At 47.5% G+C, this 19,952-nt stretch carries 15 protein-coding genes; 10 read left to right on the forward strand and 5 right to left on the reverse strand.

Annotated elements, in window-relative coordinates:
- Positions 1–6: 6 nt before the first annotated feature.
- Both BMW71_RS10505 and BMW71_RS10510 read right to left on the reverse strand, forming a co-directional pair.
- Positions 7–3,249: a SusC/RagA family TonB-linked outer membrane protein gene (locus BMW71_RS10505; protein ID WP_092173372.1), complete on the reverse strand. Its 3,243-nt coding sequence runs from the start codon at positions 3,247–3,249 to the stop codon at positions 7–9.
- A gap of 622 nt (positions 3,250–3,871) precedes the next feature.
- Entirely contained in the window at positions 3,872–4,390 is a 519-nt protein-coding gene (locus tag BMW71_RS10510) for a GNAT family N-acetyltransferase (RefSeq protein WP_143057605.1), read from the reverse strand.
- Positions 4,391–4,646: 256 nt separating this feature from the next.
- On the opposite strand from BMW71_RS10510, the gene BMW71_RS10520 reads away from it, so the two are divergent.
- Positions 4,647–6,092 (forward strand): aldehyde dehydrogenase (NADP(+)), encoded by a 1,446-nt coding sequence (locus BMW71_RS10520; RefSeq protein WP_092173381.1) that lies wholly within the window; start codon positions 4,647–4,649, stop codon positions 6,090–6,092.
- Between the two features lie 113 nt (positions 6,093–6,205).
- Here BMW71_RS10520 and BMW71_RS10525 read toward each other — a convergent pair whose 3' ends face one another.
- Positions 6,206–6,520 carry a DciA family protein gene (locus tag BMW71_RS10525; RefSeq protein ID WP_092173384.1) on the reverse strand — a complete coding sequence of 105 codons (315 nt, stop codon included), beginning with the start codon at positions 6,518–6,520 and terminating at the stop codon, positions 6,206–6,208.
- A 23-nt stretch (positions 6,521–6,543) separates the two neighbouring features.
- The gene (gene hemW, locus BMW71_RS10530; protein WP_092174799.1) at positions 6,544–7,668 is read right to left on the reverse strand and encodes a radical SAM family heme chaperone HemW; all 1,125 of its coding nucleotides are present in this window, start codon (positions 7,666–7,668) and stop codon (positions 6,544–6,546) included.
- 193 nt (positions 7,669–7,861) lie between these two features.
- Between hemW and BMW71_RS10535 the strand changes: the two genes are divergently transcribed.
- The 9 genes from BMW71_RS10535 (at position 7,862) to porN (ending at position 18,064) form a co-directional block, all read left to right on the forward strand.
- Entirely contained in the window at positions 7,862–8,782 is a 921-nt protein-coding gene (locus BMW71_RS10535) for an SMP-30/gluconolactonase/LRE family protein (protein WP_092173387.1), read from the forward strand.
- Positions 8,776–10,515: a BamA/TamA family outer membrane protein gene (locus tag BMW71_RS10540; protein ID WP_244891148.1), complete on the forward strand. Its 1,740-nt coding sequence runs from the start codon at positions 8,776–8,778 to the stop codon at positions 10,513–10,515. Before BMW71_RS10535 ends, BMW71_RS10540 begins: the two co-directional genes overlap by 7 nt.
- Positions 10,515–11,624, forward strand: coding sequence for a DUF4271 domain-containing protein (locus tag BMW71_RS10545; protein WP_092173393.1), 1,110 nt, complete (start codon positions 10,515–10,517; stop codon positions 11,622–11,624). The genes BMW71_RS10540 and BMW71_RS10545 overlap by 1 nt, the downstream gene beginning before the upstream one ends.
- A gap of 16 nt (positions 11,625–11,640) precedes the next feature.
- A complete protein-coding gene (locus BMW71_RS10550; RefSeq protein WP_092173395.1) occupies positions 11,641–12,414 on the forward strand; it encodes a uroporphyrinogen-III synthase in 774 nt (257 codons plus the stop codon).
- Between the two features lie 77 nt (positions 12,415–12,491).
- Entirely contained in the window at positions 12,492–13,469 is a 978-nt protein-coding gene (locus BMW71_RS10555) for a PorP/SprF family type IX secretion system membrane protein (protein ID WP_092173397.1), read from the forward strand.
- A 111-nt stretch (positions 13,470–13,580) separates the two neighbouring features.
- Positions 13,581–14,675, forward strand: a complete 1,095-nt coding sequence (gene porK, locus BMW71_RS10560; protein ID WP_092173400.1) for a T9SS ring complex lipoprotein PorK/GldK — start codon at positions 13,581–13,583, stop codon at positions 14,673–14,675.
- Between the two features lie 57 nt (positions 14,676–14,732).
- Positions 14,733–15,536 (forward strand): type IX secretion system motor protein PorL/GldL, encoded by an 804-nt coding sequence (porL, locus tag BMW71_RS10565; RefSeq protein WP_174238227.1) that lies wholly within the window; start codon positions 14,733–14,735, stop codon positions 15,534–15,536.
- Between the two features lie 56 nt (positions 15,537–15,592).
- Positions 15,593–17,194 carry a type IX secretion system motor protein PorM/GldM gene (gene porM / locus BMW71_RS10570; protein ID WP_092173403.1) on the forward strand — a complete coding sequence of 534 codons (1,602 nt, stop codon included), beginning with the start codon at positions 15,593–15,595 and terminating at the stop codon, positions 17,192–17,194.
- A 45-nt stretch (positions 17,195–17,239) separates the two neighbouring features.
- Positions 17,240–18,064, forward strand: a complete 825-nt coding sequence (gene porN / locus BMW71_RS10575) for a type IX secretion system ring subunit PorN/GldN (protein WP_092173406.1) — start codon at positions 17,240–17,242, stop codon at positions 18,062–18,064.
- A gap of 60 nt (positions 18,065–18,124) precedes the next feature.
- Here porN and uvrC read toward each other — a convergent pair whose 3' ends face one another.
- Entirely contained in the window at positions 18,125–19,918 is a 1,794-nt protein-coding gene (gene uvrC, locus BMW71_RS10580; RefSeq protein WP_092174805.1) for an excinuclease ABC subunit UvrC, read from the reverse strand.
- Positions 19,919–19,952: the final 34 nt, after the last annotated feature.

Raw genomic sequence — 19,952 nt, forward strand, 5'->3', positions numbered from 1 at the left:
TCGTGCTTAGAACGTGAAATCCAAACTAAAGGAGTACGTACGAGGCATTTCCCGGGCTGATTCGGGGTCACCCAGGCTTCGGTGCCAGGGGGTGAAGACGGCCGCATTTTCGATGTTTAGCGCCAGTCGTAGCCGCGTTCCATTGATTTTTTCCAATATACTGGGTGGAACACTATATCCTACCGATACATTTTGCAAACGTACGTAGTCTCGGTTTAACCATACTTGACCGCCCCCCAGGTTGATGGAGTTGATTCGGGCAAAATTGTTTTCCCCGTTAAGCGGCGTCCAATAAGGAATGGTGTACCAGTTCTTGTTTTTGATGTATTGTTGGGAATTGTTAAACGGCTCTCGCGTACCGCCTTTCCAGCCAAATTTACCGAGAAATACCAGCCCCAGGTCGAAATTTTTCCATTCAAAATCATTTCGGAAGGTGATGTACCAAGGATTATCGGTCAGCCCGAGAAAGACCCGGTCATCGATATCGATGTCGCCATCGCTGTCCTGATCGACAAAACGGAAGTCACCGGGAAACAAGCCGTACTCGGCGGCTTCATCCGCTTCGTCCATTTGGTAGACACCGTCCAAATCCCAATCCCAGATAATGTCCTTGTTTTCTCCAATAAACCAGCCGTTTTGCAGATCATCCGGCTCACGCATAACCGTGTTTCCCTGTGCATCGGTCATGGGTATCGGTGCATTACCGAGGGTGGTAATCTTGTTGATCGCATAGGTGACGTTAAAGTTACTGGTCCAGGTGAAATTGGTTCGGGTCACGTTGATGGAACGTATTCCCAGATCAAATCCCCTGTTTTGCAGATTTCCTACATTGGTTTTCACCGAACCGAAACCGGTTAACTCAGGTAACTTTTGATCCAGTAACAAATCCCTGGTTTCGGACTGGTAAATATCCAATGAGCCGCTAACCCGGTCATTGAAGAAACCGTAGTCGATACCTAGGTTAAAGGAAGCATTTCGTTCCCAGGACAAAAACGGATTGGCAATTCGCGTAATCTCCGTGCGCGGTGCTGCGAAATAGCCTCCGTCGTAATTTAGATAGAGGTTACTATTCAATCGCGCGTAGGCATTGTAATCTTCGAGGCCACTACTGTTTCCGTTTACACCGTAGCTCGCTCGCACTTTAAGGTAGCTAAGAACACCCGTGTTTTGCATAAAATCCTCGTTGGAGAGCGTCCAAGCAGCAGATAGCGAAGGGAAATTACCCAAGAGGTTATTTACCCCGAATCGGGAAAAGCCATCCCGTCTGATAGATGCGGAGAAATTATACCTATCTCCGTATGCATACGTCACACGACCCATCAGGCCGGTTCGGGAGTTTACCTCATCGTAGGAGGACATGGTGGGGTTCAGGCCCAATTGCATCGCATGGAAGCCAAGGCTTGCCGTAGGCGAGAAGTTGTTGGTCATGGCACGCGTTTCCCACCGTTGGTTTCTTTCGGTGTTGTACAAGCCGGTGAAGCCCAGCCGGTGCTCGCCAAATTCCTTGTTCCAGTTCAGGATGGTATTGGATTGCCAGTTGAAGGCCTCGTTGTACCTTCTTTCGGCCGCATCTACCGCGCGTTGGGGGTTGCCCCGCTCGTCCAGATCGAAGCGCTTACGTATGGAAAAACGGGGCGTGTAATCCTGCCGTAAACTAAATCCAAAGGGGAGCTCCAGCTGTGCATAGAGCGTGGGGTTGATCATAATTTGATTATGAAGGCGCGTATTCCAGGAGGGACCCTGATAAGGGTTGGAGATATTCGATCCTGCGGCCTGATCGTTTAGGTTTTCCCGTGTTCGGGGAGCTCCATTCGCCCAAGGCTGATCGTAGACGGAATACACCCGGTATCCTCCGTTACCGATGAATTCCTGTCCTTCATCGATAAAGGTGAATTGTGTGTTGGTACCCACGCTCAAACGTTCGCCCAGGTTGACATCCAGATTCAGACGAGAAGTAATTGCCTGAAAGGATTCACCCAGTCGTACGGATTCCCGGTCGCTGTAACCTAGCGAAAAATAGTAAGCAACCCGGTCGGTTCTACCCGAAACACCCAGGTCGTAGTCCTGTCGCACACCAGTGTGGAACAAGAAATCCTGCCAATCGTAGGTAACTCCATTTCTGTAATTCTCTACTTCGTTGTCCCAAAAACCAAAGTTATTGATTCGCGTCATACGGATCACTTCCGGATCGGTTTCACCGGGGATCCCGTTGGCCGCCAACCAATCATCCTGGTACTGCGGATCGATGTCGTTGAAATCGCGGAATCGTGTCCAGGGTTCGGTGATGGAGTTGGTGATGGTTTCGTTCATATCCGTCAGCCAATCCAATACTTCCTCGCCCTGATAGGTTTGCTGCCTTCTGGCTCCGGTGACCAATCCAACGCGGGAGCTAAACGTTATTTGTGGCTTGCCGTATTGACCTTTTTTGGTGGTGAAAATCACCACACCATTTGTGGCCTGTGATCCGTATACGGCTGCCGCACTGGCATCCTTCAATACGTCCACGCTTTCAATGGTATTTGGATTGATTTCTGCCAGGTCTCCCTGGAAAATGACCCCGTCCAATACGATCAACGGTCGGTTGGCAGCTCGTTCGTCATTGGAATTAGCCTTCATCGAATTGTCACCCCGAACTTCAAAATCCGGTACGTTTCGGGCGTTGGTGGCATACCCCACACTCAGACCGGGGACGGTGGTTCGCAAAATCTCCGACACACTGGTGGGCTTGTACTTCATCACCTCTTCCGCCTGCACGTTTACCACGGCACCGGTGAGGTCTTTCTTTTGTTGCGTACCGTAACCAATTACGACCACTTCGTCTAGTGCCTGAGCGCTTTCGGAAAGGGTGACGTCGATGGTGGATTGATTGTTTACTTCGATGGTTTGGCTTTCAAACCCAATAAAGGAAAACACAAGAGAGGACCCCTCGGGTACGGTAATGCTATACTGTCCGTCGATATCGGTAGCGGTACCGATGGAGGTACCCGGAACGGATACGGTGGCCCCTGGGATGGGTTCTCCGTTTGAATCGGTGACGGTCCCGGTGACGGTCACATCAAAGGGAGCGTTCGATCGGAAACCCTCCAGATTTTCATTAGATGCCAATAGCGGCATCTTTTCGGTGTTTTTTAGATTCCTGTCAGGTCCGTTTGGGGCGGCGATCAGCCCCCCATTAAACAGGGCAAACAGGATTGCCGCAAGGGAGGATTTGGATACCAGCCCACGGCAATTTGGTAGATTTTTTTTCATAATAAATTTTGAGTTTAATTAATTGGATCTGTAATTATCAAAGTTAATTACGGACTTATTAGGTGTTTCATAGGCAGACTATCGTTTTTTTGTGTGGTAATTATCGATATCGGTACTTTTGGCTGAAAACAAATTGAGGTTGCAAAAGAGAATTCTAACCCCTTTCAACCGCCCATTCGTTTGCGTTATGGAATCGATTGCACAACGCTTGTAGATACCCTTGGAAGAATTACCATTCAAACAATTTTTTTTCCGTTGTTACATCTTAAGCACCTAATTATAGATAAAAAAGATTGAGGGTGAAAATTATTTCAAGAAAAGTTGAGCCTTTCGGTGCTTTTTTTGAAGACTAAAAATTTGTTTTAGTTATTGCTTTAAAAAACCGAATTTTCTATGGCTCACGTGGTTACATTGAAAAAATAAAAATTAGGTGGTTTTAGGATGTAGCTGCTGGATTCTGGGTGCCCGCAAAATGCTGGAAATTCTGTTCGGTCTGTGTGCGGGGCGTACGTAGCTACTGCTTCGGAATCAGTTGTCCAAGCAGGGCGGTCACGCAGCATGCGTCGCTCTCGTTTGGTATCCGCCAACAGCTAGAAAAGCTTTTCCATTACCGCAGGCTGAGTTACCGTCGGGTTGCCTCCCAGATGTATTTTTGTTCCACCATGGCGACACCAAAACTACTGGAATGCCTTTCCTCGGTCTTTTGGAATCCCGCCTTTCGGTACAAGCCGGCAGCCGTGGTAAGGTTGGCACTGGTCCATAAATACGCCCGTGAGTAGCCGCGCATGCAGATATGGTCCATGCATAACTGAAAGAGTTGCTTTCCCAAGCCTCTTCCCCGGTAGTCCGGACGGGTGATAAAATACCGAAGTTGGGCCGTTTGGGCATCCCGGTGAACCAACGCGATGCATCCTTTGATATCTTCTCCGGCTTTCGCTATCCAGACCTGGTCCTTGCCTTCTTGAAATTGGCTAACAAATTCGGCAAAGGTCCGGGCAACGTATTTTTCGAAGCCCAATCCAAAACCAAACTCCTCGTAATAGTGCTTGCCATGCAGTGCGATAATGCCTCCAACATCGCCTGGTTCAAAATGGTTGATCAGGCGAAGGGAGTTATTCGGTAGGGAAAGCTGGGAATTCATGGAGCGGGAGTGGTTAGGAGGCTTGTGGTTTGGGTTATACGGTTTTACCAGCAAATTTATCAATACCCACCCGTATTTTCAAGGAAATGGCAATTCAACGAAAAGGGAAGCGGGCTCGCTGGTCGGGGAGAGGGGTATTCTCCGGGTTTTTTTGTTTCTGCCACGAATAACCTGTAACTTGACCTGATCAATGCACCCGACCCCAGGCCGGGCAGCAGCGACTTTTTTTTAAACCACATAAACCCGTACAACAAAAATGGATCAAGTAACCGTTAATTTTCAGGATGCCCAGCAGGCATTTTTGCTACTAAAATCAATGGATAAGGATAAGATAGCTGGTTTTCTGGAAGAGATGGCCGGTCAAATTGATGGGATTCGCGAGGAACTGATACCGACAGCTGCCCGGGAATCCCATTTGCCAGAGGGAAGAATCACAGGCGAGCTGGGCCGTACCCTGGGTCAAATCCGGCTTTTTTCGCAGGTAGTGGCAGAGGGAAGTTGGGTAGAGGCCACCATCGATAAAGCAGACCCGGAGCGAAAGCCGGCACCCAAACCGGACATTCGCCGTATGTTGCGGCCCTTGGGTCCTGTCGTGGTATTTGGTGCCAGTAATTTCCCGCTGGCTTTCTCCACGGCGGGAGGAGATACGGTCTCTGCTTTAGCGGCAGGTTGCCCGGTCCTATACAAGGCGCATCCGGCCCATCCAGAAACCTCCCGCATGGTGGCCGAGGCTATAAAGAATGCGGTGCGCACAAGTGGCCTACCCAAAGGCACCTTCCAACATATCGAGGGGGGAATAGAAACGGGACAACTGCTGGTTACCCATCCCCTGGCAAAGGCGGTAGCTTTTACTGGATCCTTTCGTGGTGGGAAAGCGCTGTTTGATGCCTGCAATGCCCGCGAGCAGCCCATTCCTGTTTTTGCAGAAATGGGAAGTGTGAATCCGATTTTTGTGTTTGAAAGTTACCTTTCCGAGCAGGTTGAAGCGACAGCAGCTGCCTATGCCGGCTCCCTTACGCTGGGTGTGGGGCAATTTTGTACCAACCCAGGCCTTATTTTTATTCCCAAATCAACCGAGCAGGCCTTTTCCAAGGCAGTAGTAAGCCAGCTGAAGCAGTCGGCTGCTGCGCCCATGCTTCACGAAGGCATCTGCCACAATTACTACCAGGCCTTGGAGACCTTGTCTCATGCCCGGGAAATCGAATGGCTATTGGCATCGGAACCGGGTGAGTTATTGACCGGAAATGCAGCGCTGGCCAAAGTATCGGCTTCGGATTGGTTGCAGGAGGATGCCTTCCAGGAGGAAGTCTTTGGTCCGTTTGGAATCATGGTGGTCTACGAGTCCGAGGCAGACCTGATCGCCCTCGCGCAGCAGCTCAAAGGGCAGCTCACCTGTACTGTTTGGGGCATGCCGAATGAATTGGAAAGAAGCGGTGCTTTTTTGAATCTGCTGGAGGAAAAATGTGGTCGATTATTGTTTAAGGGAGTTCCGACGGGCGTAGAAGTCGGGCATGCCATGCAGCATGGAGGACCCTTCCCATCCACCACGGATAGCCGGAGTACCTCGGTGGGGGTGCATGCTATCAAGCGCTTTGTCAGACCGGTCGCCTATCAGGACATGCCGCAAGCGCTTTTGCCCAAAGCATTGCAGGAAGCCAATCCGCTCGGTATTCGCCGAAAAGTGGATGGAGAATGGATGTAGGGATAAAGTCATCGTATTGGTAAAATTCCGGTAAAATTTCCAGGTTTTGGGGATAGTTTTACCGGAAATCCTTTTCCGTTCGGCATTCCACGGGGGAATTTAACCTTACCTGCTTACAGAAATGCCACGTCATTGACTACACCTTTGCCGTATTTGCTCTCGATCAGCTGCAGGATTTTTGATTTGTTGAGCATCATCTCTTTTTTTAGCGGCCCGGAGCTGATTTTGGCATACAGTACTTTTTGGCGGATGGAAAGATGCTGGGTTCGGGAAGCTACGGTTTTGCCCATGAGCTGTTCCCATTCCTGAATCACGGTTTTTTCCGAAAAAGTATCCTTGAGGCGGTAGGCCTCCAACAATTCTTCGAACACCTCTTTTAGTGGAGCGGTATGGTTGTTTCGTTGGTTTCCTGAAGGATACTTTTTCATGGGATAAAGATACGGGGAAACCCTTACAAAAATAACTTTGCTGCCAGGTAATCTGCTAGTAATTTTCCAGACTCGGTCAGTGTGACCCGGTCGCTTTGTAGGTGGATCATTCCCCGGGATCGTAAGTCTTCCAGGATCACTTTTCGCTCGGTGAGCAGGTCCCAATCGTATTTTTTTTTCAGATAGTCTGGCTGCACCCCCCACATGGTCCGCAGTGCGGTCAGCAGGTACTCGTTGATGCGGTCCTCTCGTGATAGCTTCGTCTCCGAAAAGGCGAGTTGGCCCGCTTGCAAATGCCGCTGGTAGCGGGGATTGCTGGCAATGTTGTATCCCCTGTTCCTGCCGTCAAACGAGTGGGCAGCGGGTCCCAGGCCCAGGTAGGGTACCCCTTTCCAATAGTTGCTATTATGCAGGGAAAAAGCACCTTCTTTGGCAAAGTTGGAAATTTCATAGGCCACATAGCCTTTCGCAGAAAGCGTCTGCTGGAGGATTTCAAACTGTTCTGCCTGAAAATTCTCCGAGGCTGCATTGAATTTTCCTTTTTTTTCCCAAACCCCAAGCGCAGTCTTTGGCTCTACCGTCAGGCAATAGGCGCTGATATGATTCGGCGCTTCGTGCAGGGCTTGGGCCAGGTCCTGCTTCCAGATCGCATGATTGGGTTGGGGGAAGCCATAAATCAAGTCCACGGAAAGGCTTTTGAATCCGGCCTTTCTGGCTTTTTGCAATGCGGTAAGGGATTCGGCAGCGCTGTGCGAGCGATTGTAGAAGCGCAACACCTCTTCGTTGAAACTTTGTATCCCAATACTAAGGCGATCGATACCCATCTTCAGGTAGGCGTCAAGTTTCTCTTCTTCCAGATCATCCGGATTGGCTTCCAGCGTTACTTCCTGAAGTTGGCAGTCGAAATTTTCCTGCACCGTTTTCCAGATTTTCTGGATGGCTTCGGTGGGCAAAATAGAGGGCGTTCCCCCTCCGAAATAGAGCGTTTCAATGAGACTGCCTGCGGGTAGATACGATTTTCTGAGGACCAGTTCCCGGCAGATTGCATCCACCATGTCAGACGTATTTTTCAGGTTGGTACTGAAGTGGAAGTCACAATAATGGCAGGCTTGCAGGCAAAAGGGAATGTGAACGTAAATACCAGCCATTGGCTCAAGGGGTTTGTACAGGGTATTGGCATTCGTCCGGGCTCCTCCCAAGGCGGAGCCTGGGATCCTGACTAAGTAGATCCTTTCGTTCCGAGACCGGTCTGCAAAGCTAAAGATTCTTGCGATCAGGTTTTAGTTTTTGTTGATAAATGGCTTATTTTTGGATAAAATTTATCATTCAATCCCAATTACGATGACGACGACCCCCTCAAAAATAGCCCTGTATTCGACGATTTTCCTGCTGCTAGCTGCTTTGCAATCGCTGGCCCAGGTAGACATAAAAAAAAGTTTGGTCCCCAAAGATGCCCAGGTAACTAAGGTGGGAGAAGGCTATGCCTTTACGGAGGGACCCGCGGTGGATCGTGAAGGCAACGTGTTTTTTACCGATCAGCCGAACAACAAGATATACAAATGGAAATTTTCGACCGGGGAGATCTCGGTTTTTTCGGAAAACTCGGGAAGGTCAAATGGCCTTTACTTTAACCGGCAGGGGGACCTGATCGCTTGCGCGGACGAGGAAAACGAGCTGTGGTCGTTTGATAAGGAGGGCAATCACGAAGTGCTTCTTGAGAATTTTAAAGGAAGAAAACTAAATGGCCCGAATGACCTGTGGATCAATCCCCGGGGAGGAATCTACCTGACGGATCCACTATATGCCAGGAAGTATTGGGACAGGGATCCGGAAATGCAGCAAGACGGGCAGCATTTGTATTACCTGAGTGCCGATGGGTTGCAGTTTTTTCGGGTGGATGAAAATCTGGTAAAGCCCAACGGGCTAGTGGGTACACCGGACGGAAAAAAACTTTACGTCGCGGATATCGGGGATAATAAAACCTATGTGTACGATATTGAGGAGGATGGATACCTCACCAACCGGAAATTGTTTGTGGAAATGGGCTCGGATGGTATGACCCTTGACCACCGTGGCAATGTCTACCTAACAGGAAAAGGCGTAACCATTTTTAATAGTAAGGGCGATCAGATCGGGCACATTCCGATCGAGGCAAATTGGACGGCAAATGTATGTTTTGGTGCGGGCGACAGAAAAACGTTATTTATAACGGCGATGGATGCGGTTTATACCTTTCCGATGAAGGTAAGAGGTGTTTGGTAAGAAGCTTTCGGCTACTCATTTTTAGCTGGGCTCTAGTGGGACTTGCCGTTTTTGGCAAGGCGCAAACGACCGCTTACCAGCTAAGCGTAGCCATTGCAGCGGAGGGATCGGACACCATTCGGGAAACATACGAGCTGCCCGATAGCATGGCAGTGTATCGTTTTTCAAGAAAACTAATTGATTCTCTTCAGTGGGAAGGTTTTTTAGACGTGGAGGATTCCCTGCAGTTTTTTGGGGAAAAGAAAGCAAGCCTTTTTCTGAATGCGGGACCGCAGTACACATGGTTGTATCTGGGCAGGGGCAATCTGGAGCCCTGGATGCTACCTTCGTCTTCCCGTATGGGGTTTCCAACTCAGGGCAAGCCGTTTCGGTTTCGTGAGTTGCGGTCCATTATAGACGAAATACTTAATCGCGGTCAAAATACAGGATATCCTTTTATAGCCGTATCACTAGACAGTGTTCGGCTTAGTCAGGATCAGGTAGCAGCCGGATTACAGGTAGACAAAGGACCATGGATCTCGTTTGATACGCTGCGGATTACGGGAGATTCCCGGACCCAACCACTGTTTCTGTCTCGAAAGCTGCGAATGGCCCCTGGAGAGCCCTTCTCTCAAAAACGGGTAGACCAAGCTTTGGACGCAGTCCGAAACACTCCCTATCTCCGTCTGGACGGAGCTCCGGAATTGTCCTTTCAAAATGAGGAAGCGACCGTTTATTTGCCGGTGAACGACCGGAAGATCAATCGGCTGGACGGGATAATTGGCTTCCTTCCAAACGAGATCGAAGCCAACAAATGGTTGGTAACCGGACAGTTTGATGTTCACCTGGCGAATGTTTCTGGAAAAGGCAGGGATTATTCCCTGAATTGGCAGCGCCTTAGCCAATATTCCCAAAACCTACGGGTGGCAGGTCGGGAGCCTTTTCTATTCGGTTCTCAACTCGACTTGGGCATATCCTTTGCCTTTCTGAAAGAGGATACCACGTTTTTAAACCGCGAGTTTGAGCTGCACGTTGGGTATCAACTGGCGGCCAAAACGTACCTCACATTCTTTGGTAAACGGCAGGCTGGGGATTTGTTGGATGTAAGCAGGTACAGCGATGCCAGTGAGCTGCCTGAAATCGCTGATTACCGGTATACCAATTACGGTGCTACTGTAGATTTTAGCGATCTGGACGATATACTCATGCCGAGAAGTGGGTGGAGGGGTTTGCTTCGTTTGGGCATAGGAAATAAGCGCCTGGTAGAAAATACCGGCCTCCCACAGGAACTGTACGAGGAGGCACGGCAAAATACCCTTCAATACTACGTGCGGGGCAATCTACAACGGTATTTTCGATGGAATCAATCGCTCAGCACCAAATTGTCCCTCGATGCAGGAGACATTTACAATAGCAATTTGTTCCTAAACGATTTATTTCGGCTGGGTGGGCTGAAAAGCATTCGTGGGTTTAATGAAAATTTCTTTTACGCAAGCAGGTATGCGTACCTAACGGTGGAACCTAGGTATTACATAGGCAACGAATCTTATTTTCTGTTGTTTTCGGACATTGGCATGCTGGAAAACCGCGTATCAGGCCAGGCGAGGGAATGGCCAATAGCCCTCGGTGGCGGATTAAGTTTGGAAACCAGCGGGGGGATCTTTACTTTCGTTTATGCGTTGGGTCAGGCTGCCAATCAGCCGATGACAGTGGCCTATTCGCGGGTTCATTTTGGGTTTACCAGTCGTTTTTAATGAAGAGAAACTATCGATTATTTTTGGGAGCGCTTGCCCTTTTTTTCGGGATATTTTTTGCGGAGACTGGTCGTGCGCAGGTGTTGATTAATTACGATCCCGAAATTCAGGAGCAGGAGGGGGGCTGGCTGGCGGGTACCGAATCGATGCATGTATGGGTAGACACGAAGCAGTTTGCTGCCGCCTCCTGGCGCATCGTCGTTCCCAGAGGTGCGGGCCTTTTTATTGGAGACAATTTATGGATACTTCCGGAAAAAGATACCCTGGTATTTTTGAGCAACGAGACGCTGTTATCCCAGGCAGGTGCGGAGGGGAAGGTGAAACTCACCGCGCGGAAAAAGGGTATAGAGCAAGATGATTTTTCGGTAAAAAAAGGATTTTTCGTTTCGGATCTTTCAGAAGCGGTCACGCAAGCCGGAGCGATAAGTACACGACAAACAGACAGGGTAAAGGATTTCTTTTTTTTAGCCGTGTTGGTGCTACTGTTTTTTATTGCACTTTTTCGCCTATTATTTCCTACCATCTTTGGCGTTTTCTGGAATCCGGCGGGCATTTTCTCCTTCGAGGATTTGTGGGAGTCGGTTGGTTTTTCGAAGGTTTATTCCGCCGAGCTTTTGTTTTACTTGATCGTTGTCAATCTGGGTGTAGGGTTGATGGCACTTTTTGGGATGCATCTATTTGGGGTTGAACTGACGGTGCTCGCCTTTGACCAAGACGTGGAAACGATGGTATTGCTCTGGTTGGTTATTAGTTTGGTGGCTACATTGCTGACCTTTTTTAAGTTTATGTGGTTGGCGATAAATACGTTTATTTTTGATTTGGAGCGGGTAGCACTACCTCATTTTTTTTATTTGCTAAAGGTTAGCGGTTTTGGATTGTTGGTTGTTTTGGCAGTGACGGTTGTTTTGTATGCCAATGAGTTGATCCCGGATGGGATTTATTTGGAGGCCTTATATTATTCGTTCTTTGGGCTTTATACCTTAGGAATTATCGGCTTGACTATCTGGCTTTACAAAAAAAATGGTTTTAATAATTATCATTTATTTTCTTACCTTTGCACCTCTGAATTGATCCCCTTTTTGGTGATTTGTAAATTGCTCCTAGGGTAAAGGAAAAAATACGAAAATGACGCAATCAACAAAAGACAGATTAAACCGGGTAAGAAGTATTTTGGTTTCGCAGCCAAAACCCTCGGACGAACGTTCGCCCTATTTTCAGTTGGCTGAAAAATACAAGATCAAAATTGATTTCAGGCCGTTCATTCAGGTGGAGCCGGTAACCATCAAGGACTTCAGAAAGCAAAAAATTGAGATTTTAAAACACACGGCTGTAATTTTCACCAGTAGGAATGCGATTGATCATTTTTTTGGCATTTGTCAGGAGTTGAAGATCGAGATGCCGGCAGACATGAAGTATTTTTGCATCTCGGAACAAACGGCCCACTACCTCCAGAAATACATAGTCATACGAAAGCGCAAGTTGTTTGTCGGAAACCGCACCGCTGCTGACCTGTTTGACTTTTTCAAAAAGCACAAATCAGAAAAATACCTGTTCCCTTGTTCAGATATTCGAAAAGAAGACATTCCCGATTTTTTAAGCAAGAACGGCATAGATTTCACCGAAGCCATCATTTATCATACGGTAGCTGCTGATTTATCGGATTTGAAGGATATAAAATACGATATTTTGGCATTTTACAGTCCTTCGGGTATCAAATCGCTGTTCCAGAATTTTCCGGATTTTGAGCAGGGTAAGACACGTATTGCTGCTTTCGGCCCCACTACGGCGCAGGCGGTAAAGGAGATGGACCTGATTCTGGACATTGAGGCGCCGCTCCCAAATGCCCCAAGCATGACCGGGGCACTGGAACTGTATATAAAAAAAGCGAATAAAATCTGATTTCTTTTAATCTTTTTTCAGGTAAAGTCAGTTTAAATGTGTAGAATAGGTTTCCAATTGCAAAATGTCTTTTACACATGACCACAAAAAACTACCTGACATGCTGTGTGTTTTTTTTAGCTGCAATCCTTAGCCTTCGGCCCAATGCCGTTGCGCAGCAGGACGCGCAGTTTACGCAGTACATGTATAATGGTATGTTTTACAATCCCGCGTTTGCCGGCAAAGAGGCTGGATACCGGATTTCTGCCCTGCATCGTACCCAATGGCTTGATTACAGCACCAGTACCGGTGCAGGTGGAGCACCTACTACCCAGCTACTGTCCGCTTCGGGACGCTTCAAAAAAATCCCTATCGGGTTTGGCCTGATTGCGATAAACGACGCCATCGGCCCATTTACGAATCAGGAAGTCAACCTGTCTCTGGCGTATCACCTGACGCTGGGCCGGGGAGTATTGAGCATGGGGGCTTCGGGTGGATTTTTTTCAAGTACCATTCGCTACGATGAGTTTTTTCCGGTAAATCCGGACCCCACTGTACCTTCTGCCGGTGATGAAAATCAGGGCAACCCCAATGTGACCGTTGGGCTGATGTATGATCGGGGAAGTTATTATTTTGCCGTTAGCAGCAGAAATCTGAACGAGCCGGGTTTTGATTTTGGGGACGGAAATCTGGCAAATCGACTGGAAAACCACCATTACATCCTTGCCGGATACCGTATAAACACTTTTGCCCAATTTTCAGTTGAACCTAGTGTATTGTTAAAATCCGTATCGCTGAATAATTTTTCGTATGATGTCAGCGTTATAGGCACGTATAACAAAAAAATAAGTTTGGGATTGGCTTACAGAGGTGAGGAGTCTGCTTCCGTGTTGCTGGGATACAGTCTGTTAAGAGATAATTCCCTCAGGTTGGGTTACGCATTCGACTTGGTAGTTGGTGGATTGGAAGCAAAATCCCCCACCTCTCACGAGTTTATGTTGACCTATAATTTACCTCAGGTTTCGAAACAATTAGACAGGGTAATTCAGCGGACACCAAGATTTCGGTTCGATTAGTTAAAACATAATTGAAAAAATCCTTGTGTTTTTCTGATAAAATCTGTTAAATTTCGAATTGGTTATTTGTTTAAATGGTTGAAAATGAATGTAGTTAATTTAATGTCATTTATGCTTAAAAAAATGAATCAGCGCTTTTTCACCCTGATTTCGGGCCTGGTAATAATGACATTACTTCAGGGTTGTGGACTTTTTGGAAACAAAGGGACGGCAAGTGAAAAACTCAATCGAAGAGGTGAGGTTACCGGCGTTCCGAAGCGTTCCGGTTGGCAACAGGCTTTGCCTTTTGAAATGGCACCGGTAAAGGCCGGGACTTTTTGGATGGGGCAATCGGACGAAGACATCGCACTGAGTCGGTCCTCCATGAATAAGCAAGTTACCATATCCGAGTTTTTTATGGATAAGTACGAGGTGTCCAATAATAAGTACCGCCAGTTTTTGGATGCGGTGCGTATGGGAGACCTGGCACTCGGAACCCCTACCACACAGGCAGATCCGCCTGAGTTTGTGCTGGAGGAATTGCTTCCTGACACAACGGTATGGTCCACTAGCTTTACGCATCATTACGGGGATCCCCTGATGGAGTATTACTTTGATCACCCCGCTTTTGATGACTACCCAGTGGTCGGAATTAGTTGGGATCAGGCCAAGCAATACTGTGAGTGGAAATCCTACCACATGAATGCGAACGATGAATCCGAATTTGATATGCCCAAATTCCGATTGCCATTTGAGGCGGAATGGGAATACGCAGCCAAAGGAGGAAAAGAGATTGCCAAATACCCTTGGGGCGGGCCGTACCTGAAAAACAGACGGGGTTGCCTGATGGCAAATTTCAAACCCGGAAGGGGAAATTACATCGACGATGGTTTTGCTTACACCGCACCGGTAGACGCCTTTGCTCCGAATGGTTTTGGATTGTACAACATGGCAGGGAACGTATCGGAATGGGTAGAAGACGCCTACAATCCGGCTGCCAACGCGCTGATCTGGGATATGAACCCTACCTTTAAGGATTCTACAGAAACCAGAAAGGTAGTTCGCGGAGGTTCCTGGAAGGACGTGGCGCACTTTTTGGAAACCAGCGCCAGGAACTACGAATACCAATACGTGCAGACTGCGCACATTGGGTTCCGTACGGCCATGACGTATATTGGGCGCTCCGGTACCATGGACGTGAAATCCAACAAACGTAGCAGACGATAAATTAGCTCATTTACCGAATACCTGAAAAAATTCCTTACTTAACGTTTTTTAAAAATTATGTCAACAGAAAATAACACCTTCGCTTATAAGTTTTACGGTTCGATCATGCCTAAGATTTATGGTATTGGCGCTGCAGTAGTAATTTTGGGAGCCATGTTTAAGATCTTGGATTGGCCATTCGCCTCCCTCATGATTGGAGTCGGCCTGACTACCGAAGCATTGATTTTCTTTTTATCTGCTTTCGAGCCAAAGAGCGAAGAATTGGACTGGACCAAAGTTTATCCGGAACTAGCCGGTAAAGATACTGGCGGAGCTGCTGCGAAGGTTGCACGTGTCAGTTCCGACCAAACTGCTCAGAAAATGGATCAACTGCTTGAAAAAGCGAAGATTGGTCCGGAATTACTCGAAAGCTTGGGTAAGGGCATGCAAAACCTGGCCAGTACAACGGAAAAATTGGGCACGCTTACGGACGCAACGGTGGCTACCAACGAATACGCTGAAAACGTGAAAAAAGCCTCGAAGTCGTTGGTTGATATCAACAGCTCCTACAGCAAGACGGCTACTGCACTGGCAGAAATGTCCTCTGCGTCAGAAGATGCCAAAGCTTACCGGGATCAAATTCTCAACGTAACCCGCAGTCTTTCGGCATTGAATAACGTGTACGAAGAGGAATTGAAAGATTCCAACATGCATGCCAAGACCATCAGCAAGTTTTATTCAAACGTCACTGCTGCCATGGAAGGCATTGCCGAGGCCGGCAAAGAAACAGAAACTTTTAAAACCGAACTGGCGAAACTGAACCAAAATGTCAACTCCCTAAACAAGGTGTATGGCGGTATGCTTTCAGCAATGAAAGGATAGTTTCGTTGAATGAGCAGTTCTTACTTATTTTAATCTTAGAAAACATACTATAGCTTATGGCGGGTGGTAAAGAAACACCAAGGCAGAAAATGATCGGGATGATGTACCTGGTTCTTACTGCTTTATTGGCACTACAGGTAAGTAACCAAATCCTTCAGAAGTTTATTCTGATCAATGATGGTTTGGAGCGAACATCGACGAATTTCATCAAGAAAAATCAGTTTTCTGTAAATATTATCTCCTCTACGGTGGAACAGCAGGGCAACAACCCGGTGGATGTCCCAAAAGTGGAAGCAGCACGGCAAATCCGGGAAAAGAGCTCGGAATTGTACCAATATCTGGAGGATGCCAAAGCAACGTTAATTGAGCAATCAAACGCAATTGACGATGAGGGGAATTTCAAGACCTCGGCGCTGAAGAACGTAGACATTCCAGGCAATATTTTTAATAACAACCGCCTGGGGTACGAAATGCAGGAAAAGCTCAACGAATACCCGGAGGATCTAACTCAGATGCTGGCAGATCTGAACATCCCGGTTTCTTTTGAGAAGATCGCCAAGGACGCCAATGAGATCGACCTGTTTAAAAACGATGTCGACGTTAACTACAAAGACTATGTAAATCTGAATTACGTAAAATCTCCCATAGGAGCGGTCCTGGCCATTATTAGCCAGCATCAGAACGAAGTCCTCAATATAGAAAGCGAAGCGCTCAATGCAATCACCAATTCTTTGGGCTCGTTTATCTTTGAAGCTGACAATTTAAAGGCGCGCGTCGCCGCAAATTCCAATGTGGTGGCCGCAGGGACCACGTTCGAAGCAGAAATGTTTTTGGCTTCTTCTTCATCCTCTACGGAATTAAAGATGACGGCTGATGGCCGTGAGATACCCGTAGAGGCCGGGTTTGGTAAAATTGCATTCCCAGTAGCTCCTGCGTCGAATTACGATGACCGGGGTCTTGCACCCCGGACGCTTAGAGGGGAAATCGTCGTGCCCATTGGCGGGCAGGACAGTGTGTTTACCATCGATTACGACTATTTTGTGGCCCAGCCGGTCATCAAAGTTAGCTCGGAGGTTGTAAACCAGCTGTATGCAGAATGCGCCAACGATTTGGTGATCGAAGTGCCTGCACTTGGGAATTCCTATGCCCCGGAGTTCTCGGTCGCCGGCGGTCAGGCCATCAAGGGTTCCCGGCCTTCCGACGTGACGGTGATTCCGGCTGCTTCAGGGACGGTAAACATTACGGTTTCCAGTGGAGGCAACCGCATCGGTACCGTAGAGTACGATATCAAGCCGGTACCGGCACCCACGATCCGCCCGTTTAACGGGGACACCCAAATTGATTTACAAAATCCCACTCCTGCCAATGGCTTGACCAACTTGCAAATACGAGCGATACCGGAGCCAACATTTGGTCGGACCATGTCCAGAGATGCTAATTTTGAGGTGACTGCAGGGGAGGTTCGATTGGTTAGAAACGATGTGCCCAGAGAAAGCGTAAACATTACTGGACAAAATGTAGCGGTCAGGAATTTGCTGGCACAGGCGCAGGGTGGAGATCGACTGGTGATAATTGCCAGGGAAGTAACCCGAACCAACTTTAGAGGAAATAAAATTACAAGTACCGTTAACGAAGTCTTTTCCATTCCGATCAGGTAATAAGTCCTCGTTTGGAGCGTTGTAGAATTAAATGAGAGAGAAACCATGATTGTATCGATAAAATCATCCCTGACGAATTGGCTGTTTTGCCTGGCGCTAAGCTTGTTGGCTCTGCCGGCATTTTCTCAAAACACGAATACCCAAAATCCGAATATGGATCTGGGCGATACCGAGTTTGAGATGGACACGGTCTTTTCTGTACTTCCTATTCGAGAGGACGATAAAATGTATCAAGTGGGAGTATGGAGAAGGATTGACCTCCGGGAAAAGTTCAACCTACCCCTTTATGGAACCGGTGGACTTAAATCGGATGGCATCATGATGAACATCTACAATGCCATCGTAAACGAAAATGCATTCGAAATTTTTGGGGACGAAGAGTTTACACAGCCGCTTTCTATTAGTGAGTTCCAAACGAATTTTCTCACGGCTGAAAACGGAGATAGCACCTTTGTAAAGGACATCTATTACCTGGATTTTCGTGAGGACTTTGTATTTGACAAGCACCGGTCGGAGGTAAAATTTGATATTAAATACCTGGAGTTGGTCATGCCCTCCGAAACCAATTCTGGAGCTGGTCAAAAGTCCATCGCTTTTATTCGATTCAAGGATTTTTACGAGTATTTTGATGATATGGAGAAGGGGCAGTGGCTAAATTTCCAAAATACATCCAAACACCTTCCATACAGCCAGGCCTTTGATCTGCGGTTGTTCCGATCGGTGGTACGGAAATACACCAACCCGGATAACGCACTTATCGTCGACATGATTGATCCAAATAATCCCAATGCGCAGTTGCAGGCTTTTCTGAACTCCCTGGAATTTGAATACGATTTGCTCGAATGGGAAAACAACTTGTGGGAGTGGTAGAAAAAACGGAATTTGAACCGTTTTTTGCATAAAAAAGGCGACTTCAAGAAGTCGCCTTTTTTATGGGTGAATGGCCGAAAAAATTTTTTCCGCCTTGTCTTTTCCTACCAATTCTACGAGCGACTCCCTACTTGCGCTTTCGATATTTTTGAAGGATTTGAAATGCTTCAGAAGCTTTTGAGCGGTACTCTCGCCGATTCCCTCGATGTGGGTTAATTGGGAACCCAGCGCGCCTTTGCTTCGGAGGTTTCGGTGAAAGGTTATGGCAAATCGGTGGGCTTCATCGCGGATTCGTTGAATTAGCCGAAGGGATTCAGACTTTTTGTCGATAAATACGGGGTATTGATCCCCTGGGAAATAGATTTCTTCCAGCCGCTTAGCGATTCCAATAATGGGGATTTTTCCATACAAGTCCAGATCACGCAAGGCAGCTACTGCAGACGACAATTGCCCTTTACCCCCATCAATGACGATCAGGTTTGGAAGCGAAGTACCTTCCTCAAGGATTCGCTTGTACCGTCGTTGCACTACCTCTTCCATGCTGGCAAAGTCATTCGGTCCTGTCACCGTTTTGATGTGGTAGTGGCGGTATTCTTTCTTAGCGGGCTTACCGTCCATAAAGCAGACCATACTCGCCACAGGATGGCTCCCCTGAATGTTTGAATTGTCAAAGCACTCGATATGTTTCGGTAGTTCCCTGAGCGAGAGATCCTGTTGCAATTGAAGCAAGACCCGGTTTTTTTTGTTTTTATTCTCACCGGCCAGGAGTGCTTTTTCTTTTTTGTAATACAGGGCGTTTTTTAGACTCAGTTCTACCAGTTTTCGTTTGTCTCCGATTTTTGGAACGGTGAAAACCATCCCCTCTGGCAGATCCTCGCAGTCCTTATTTACTAGCACTTCTTTTGCGTCGCTCTGAAATTGGTCGCGAAGGTGAACGACTGCAGTAAGTAACAAATCCTGATCGGATTCGTCCAGACGTTTTTTGAGTTCCACGGTTTTGCTCAGTGTGATGGCTCCATTTTTTATTCGGAGGTAATTGACGAAAGCAAATTTTTCGTCGCTCACAATGGCGAATACATCGAGACTATCGGTATTGGGGTTGATTACCAGCGATTTGGCCTGGTATTTTTCCAGTAGATCCAGTTTCTCTTTGAAGAGATGAGCCTGCTCGTAGTCTAACGATGCTGCCGCAGCCTGCATGTTTTCCTTAAAGTAAGATTTGGCCACGCCGAGGTTTCCTTTGAGAATGTTTTTTGCCTGCTCAATGTCGTACCGGTAGCTTTTTTCATCCTGGTGCCCTTCACAGGGACCTTTGCAGTTTCCCAGATGGTATTCGAGGCAAACCTTGAATTTATCGGCAGCAATCTTTTCTGGCGAGAGGTCTAGCTTGCAGGTTCGGATGGTAAATAGTGAGAGGATGAGGTCCAGCACATTGTTCATAGCCTTGACGCTGGCAAAGGGACCAAAATAGGTACCTCTGGAGGGAATGACGCGCCTGGTAGGATAGATTCTGGGGAAATGCTCATTCGTAAGCACCAGGTAGGGATACGTTTTATCGTCCTTCAATAAGACGTTGTACCTGGGCTGGGCTTTTTTGATGAGGTTGTTTTCCAATAACAAGGCATCAAATTCGGAATTGACAATGGTGATCTCAATCGTCTGTATTTCCCGCACCATTCTGCGGGTTTTTTGGTTGATTCCCGAATTTTTATTGAAATAGCTACCGACCCGTTTTTTGAGATTCTTTGCCTTTCCTACATAGATGAGTTTGCCTTCTTTGTTGTAATACCGGTACACCCCCGGAAGATCGGGAAGTTGATGGTGTTCGGCAGGCAGATAAGAAGGGGAAAGCATGTCCATAAAGACAGAATCGTAAAATCCAACAGAT

This window comes from Cyclobacterium xiamenense (assembly GCF_900109255.1).
GTDB lineage: Bacteria > Bacteroidota > Bacteroidia > Cytophagales > Cyclobacteriaceae > Cyclobacterium > Cyclobacterium xiamenense.

Excerpts from the sequence above, each read along its gene's own strand:
- porL (WP_174238227.1), top strand. The coding sequence starts at position 14,733 with ATGTCAACAGAAAATAACACCTTCGCTTATAAGTTTTACGGTTCGATC.
- hemW (WP_092174799.1), bottom strand. The coding sequence starts at position 7,668 with ATGGCTGGTATTTACGTTCACATTCCCTTTTGCCTGCAAGCCTGCCAT.
- BMW71_RS10525 (WP_092173384.1), bottom strand. The coding sequence starts at position 6,520 with ATGAAAAAGTATCCTTCAGGAAACCAACGAAACAACCATACCGCTCCA.
- BMW71_RS10510 (WP_143057605.1), bottom strand. The coding sequence starts at position 4,390 with ATGAATTCCCAGCTTTCCCTACCGAATAACTCCCTTCGCCTGATCAAC.
- BMW71_RS10535 (WP_092173387.1), top strand. The coding sequence starts at position 7,862 with ATGACGACGACCCCCTCAAAAATAGCCCTGTATTCGACGATTTTCCTG.
- porN (WP_092173406.1), top strand. The coding sequence starts at position 17,240 with ATGATTGTATCGATAAAATCATCCCTGACGAATTGGCTGTTTTGCCTG.
- BMW71_RS10555 (WP_092173397.1), top strand. The coding sequence starts at position 12,492 with ATGACCACAAAAAACTACCTGACATGCTGTGTGTTTTTTTTAGCTGCA.
- BMW71_RS10545 (WP_092173393.1), top strand. The coding sequence starts at position 10,515 with ATGAAGAGAAACTATCGATTATTTTTGGGAGCGCTTGCCCTTTTTTTC.
- BMW71_RS10505 (WP_092173372.1), bottom strand. The coding sequence starts at position 3,249 with ATGAAAAAAAATCTACCAAATTGCCGTGGGCTGGTATCCAAATCCTCC.
- BMW71_RS10550 (WP_092173395.1), top strand. The coding sequence starts at position 11,641 with ATGACGCAATCAACAAAAGACAGATTAAACCGGGTAAGAAGTATTTTG.
- uvrC (WP_092174805.1), bottom strand. The coding sequence starts at position 19,918 with ATGCTTTCCCCTTCTTATCTGCCTGCCGAACACCATCAACTTCCCGAT.
- porM (WP_092173403.1), top strand. The coding sequence starts at position 15,593 with ATGGCGGGTGGTAAAGAAACACCAAGGCAGAAAATGATCGGGATGATG.
- porK (WP_092173400.1), top strand. The coding sequence starts at position 13,581 with ATGCTTAAAAAAATGAATCAGCGCTTTTTCACCCTGATTTCGGGCCTG.
- BMW71_RS10520 (WP_092173381.1), top strand. The coding sequence starts at position 4,647 with ATGGATCAAGTAACCGTTAATTTTCAGGATGCCCAGCAGGCATTTTTG.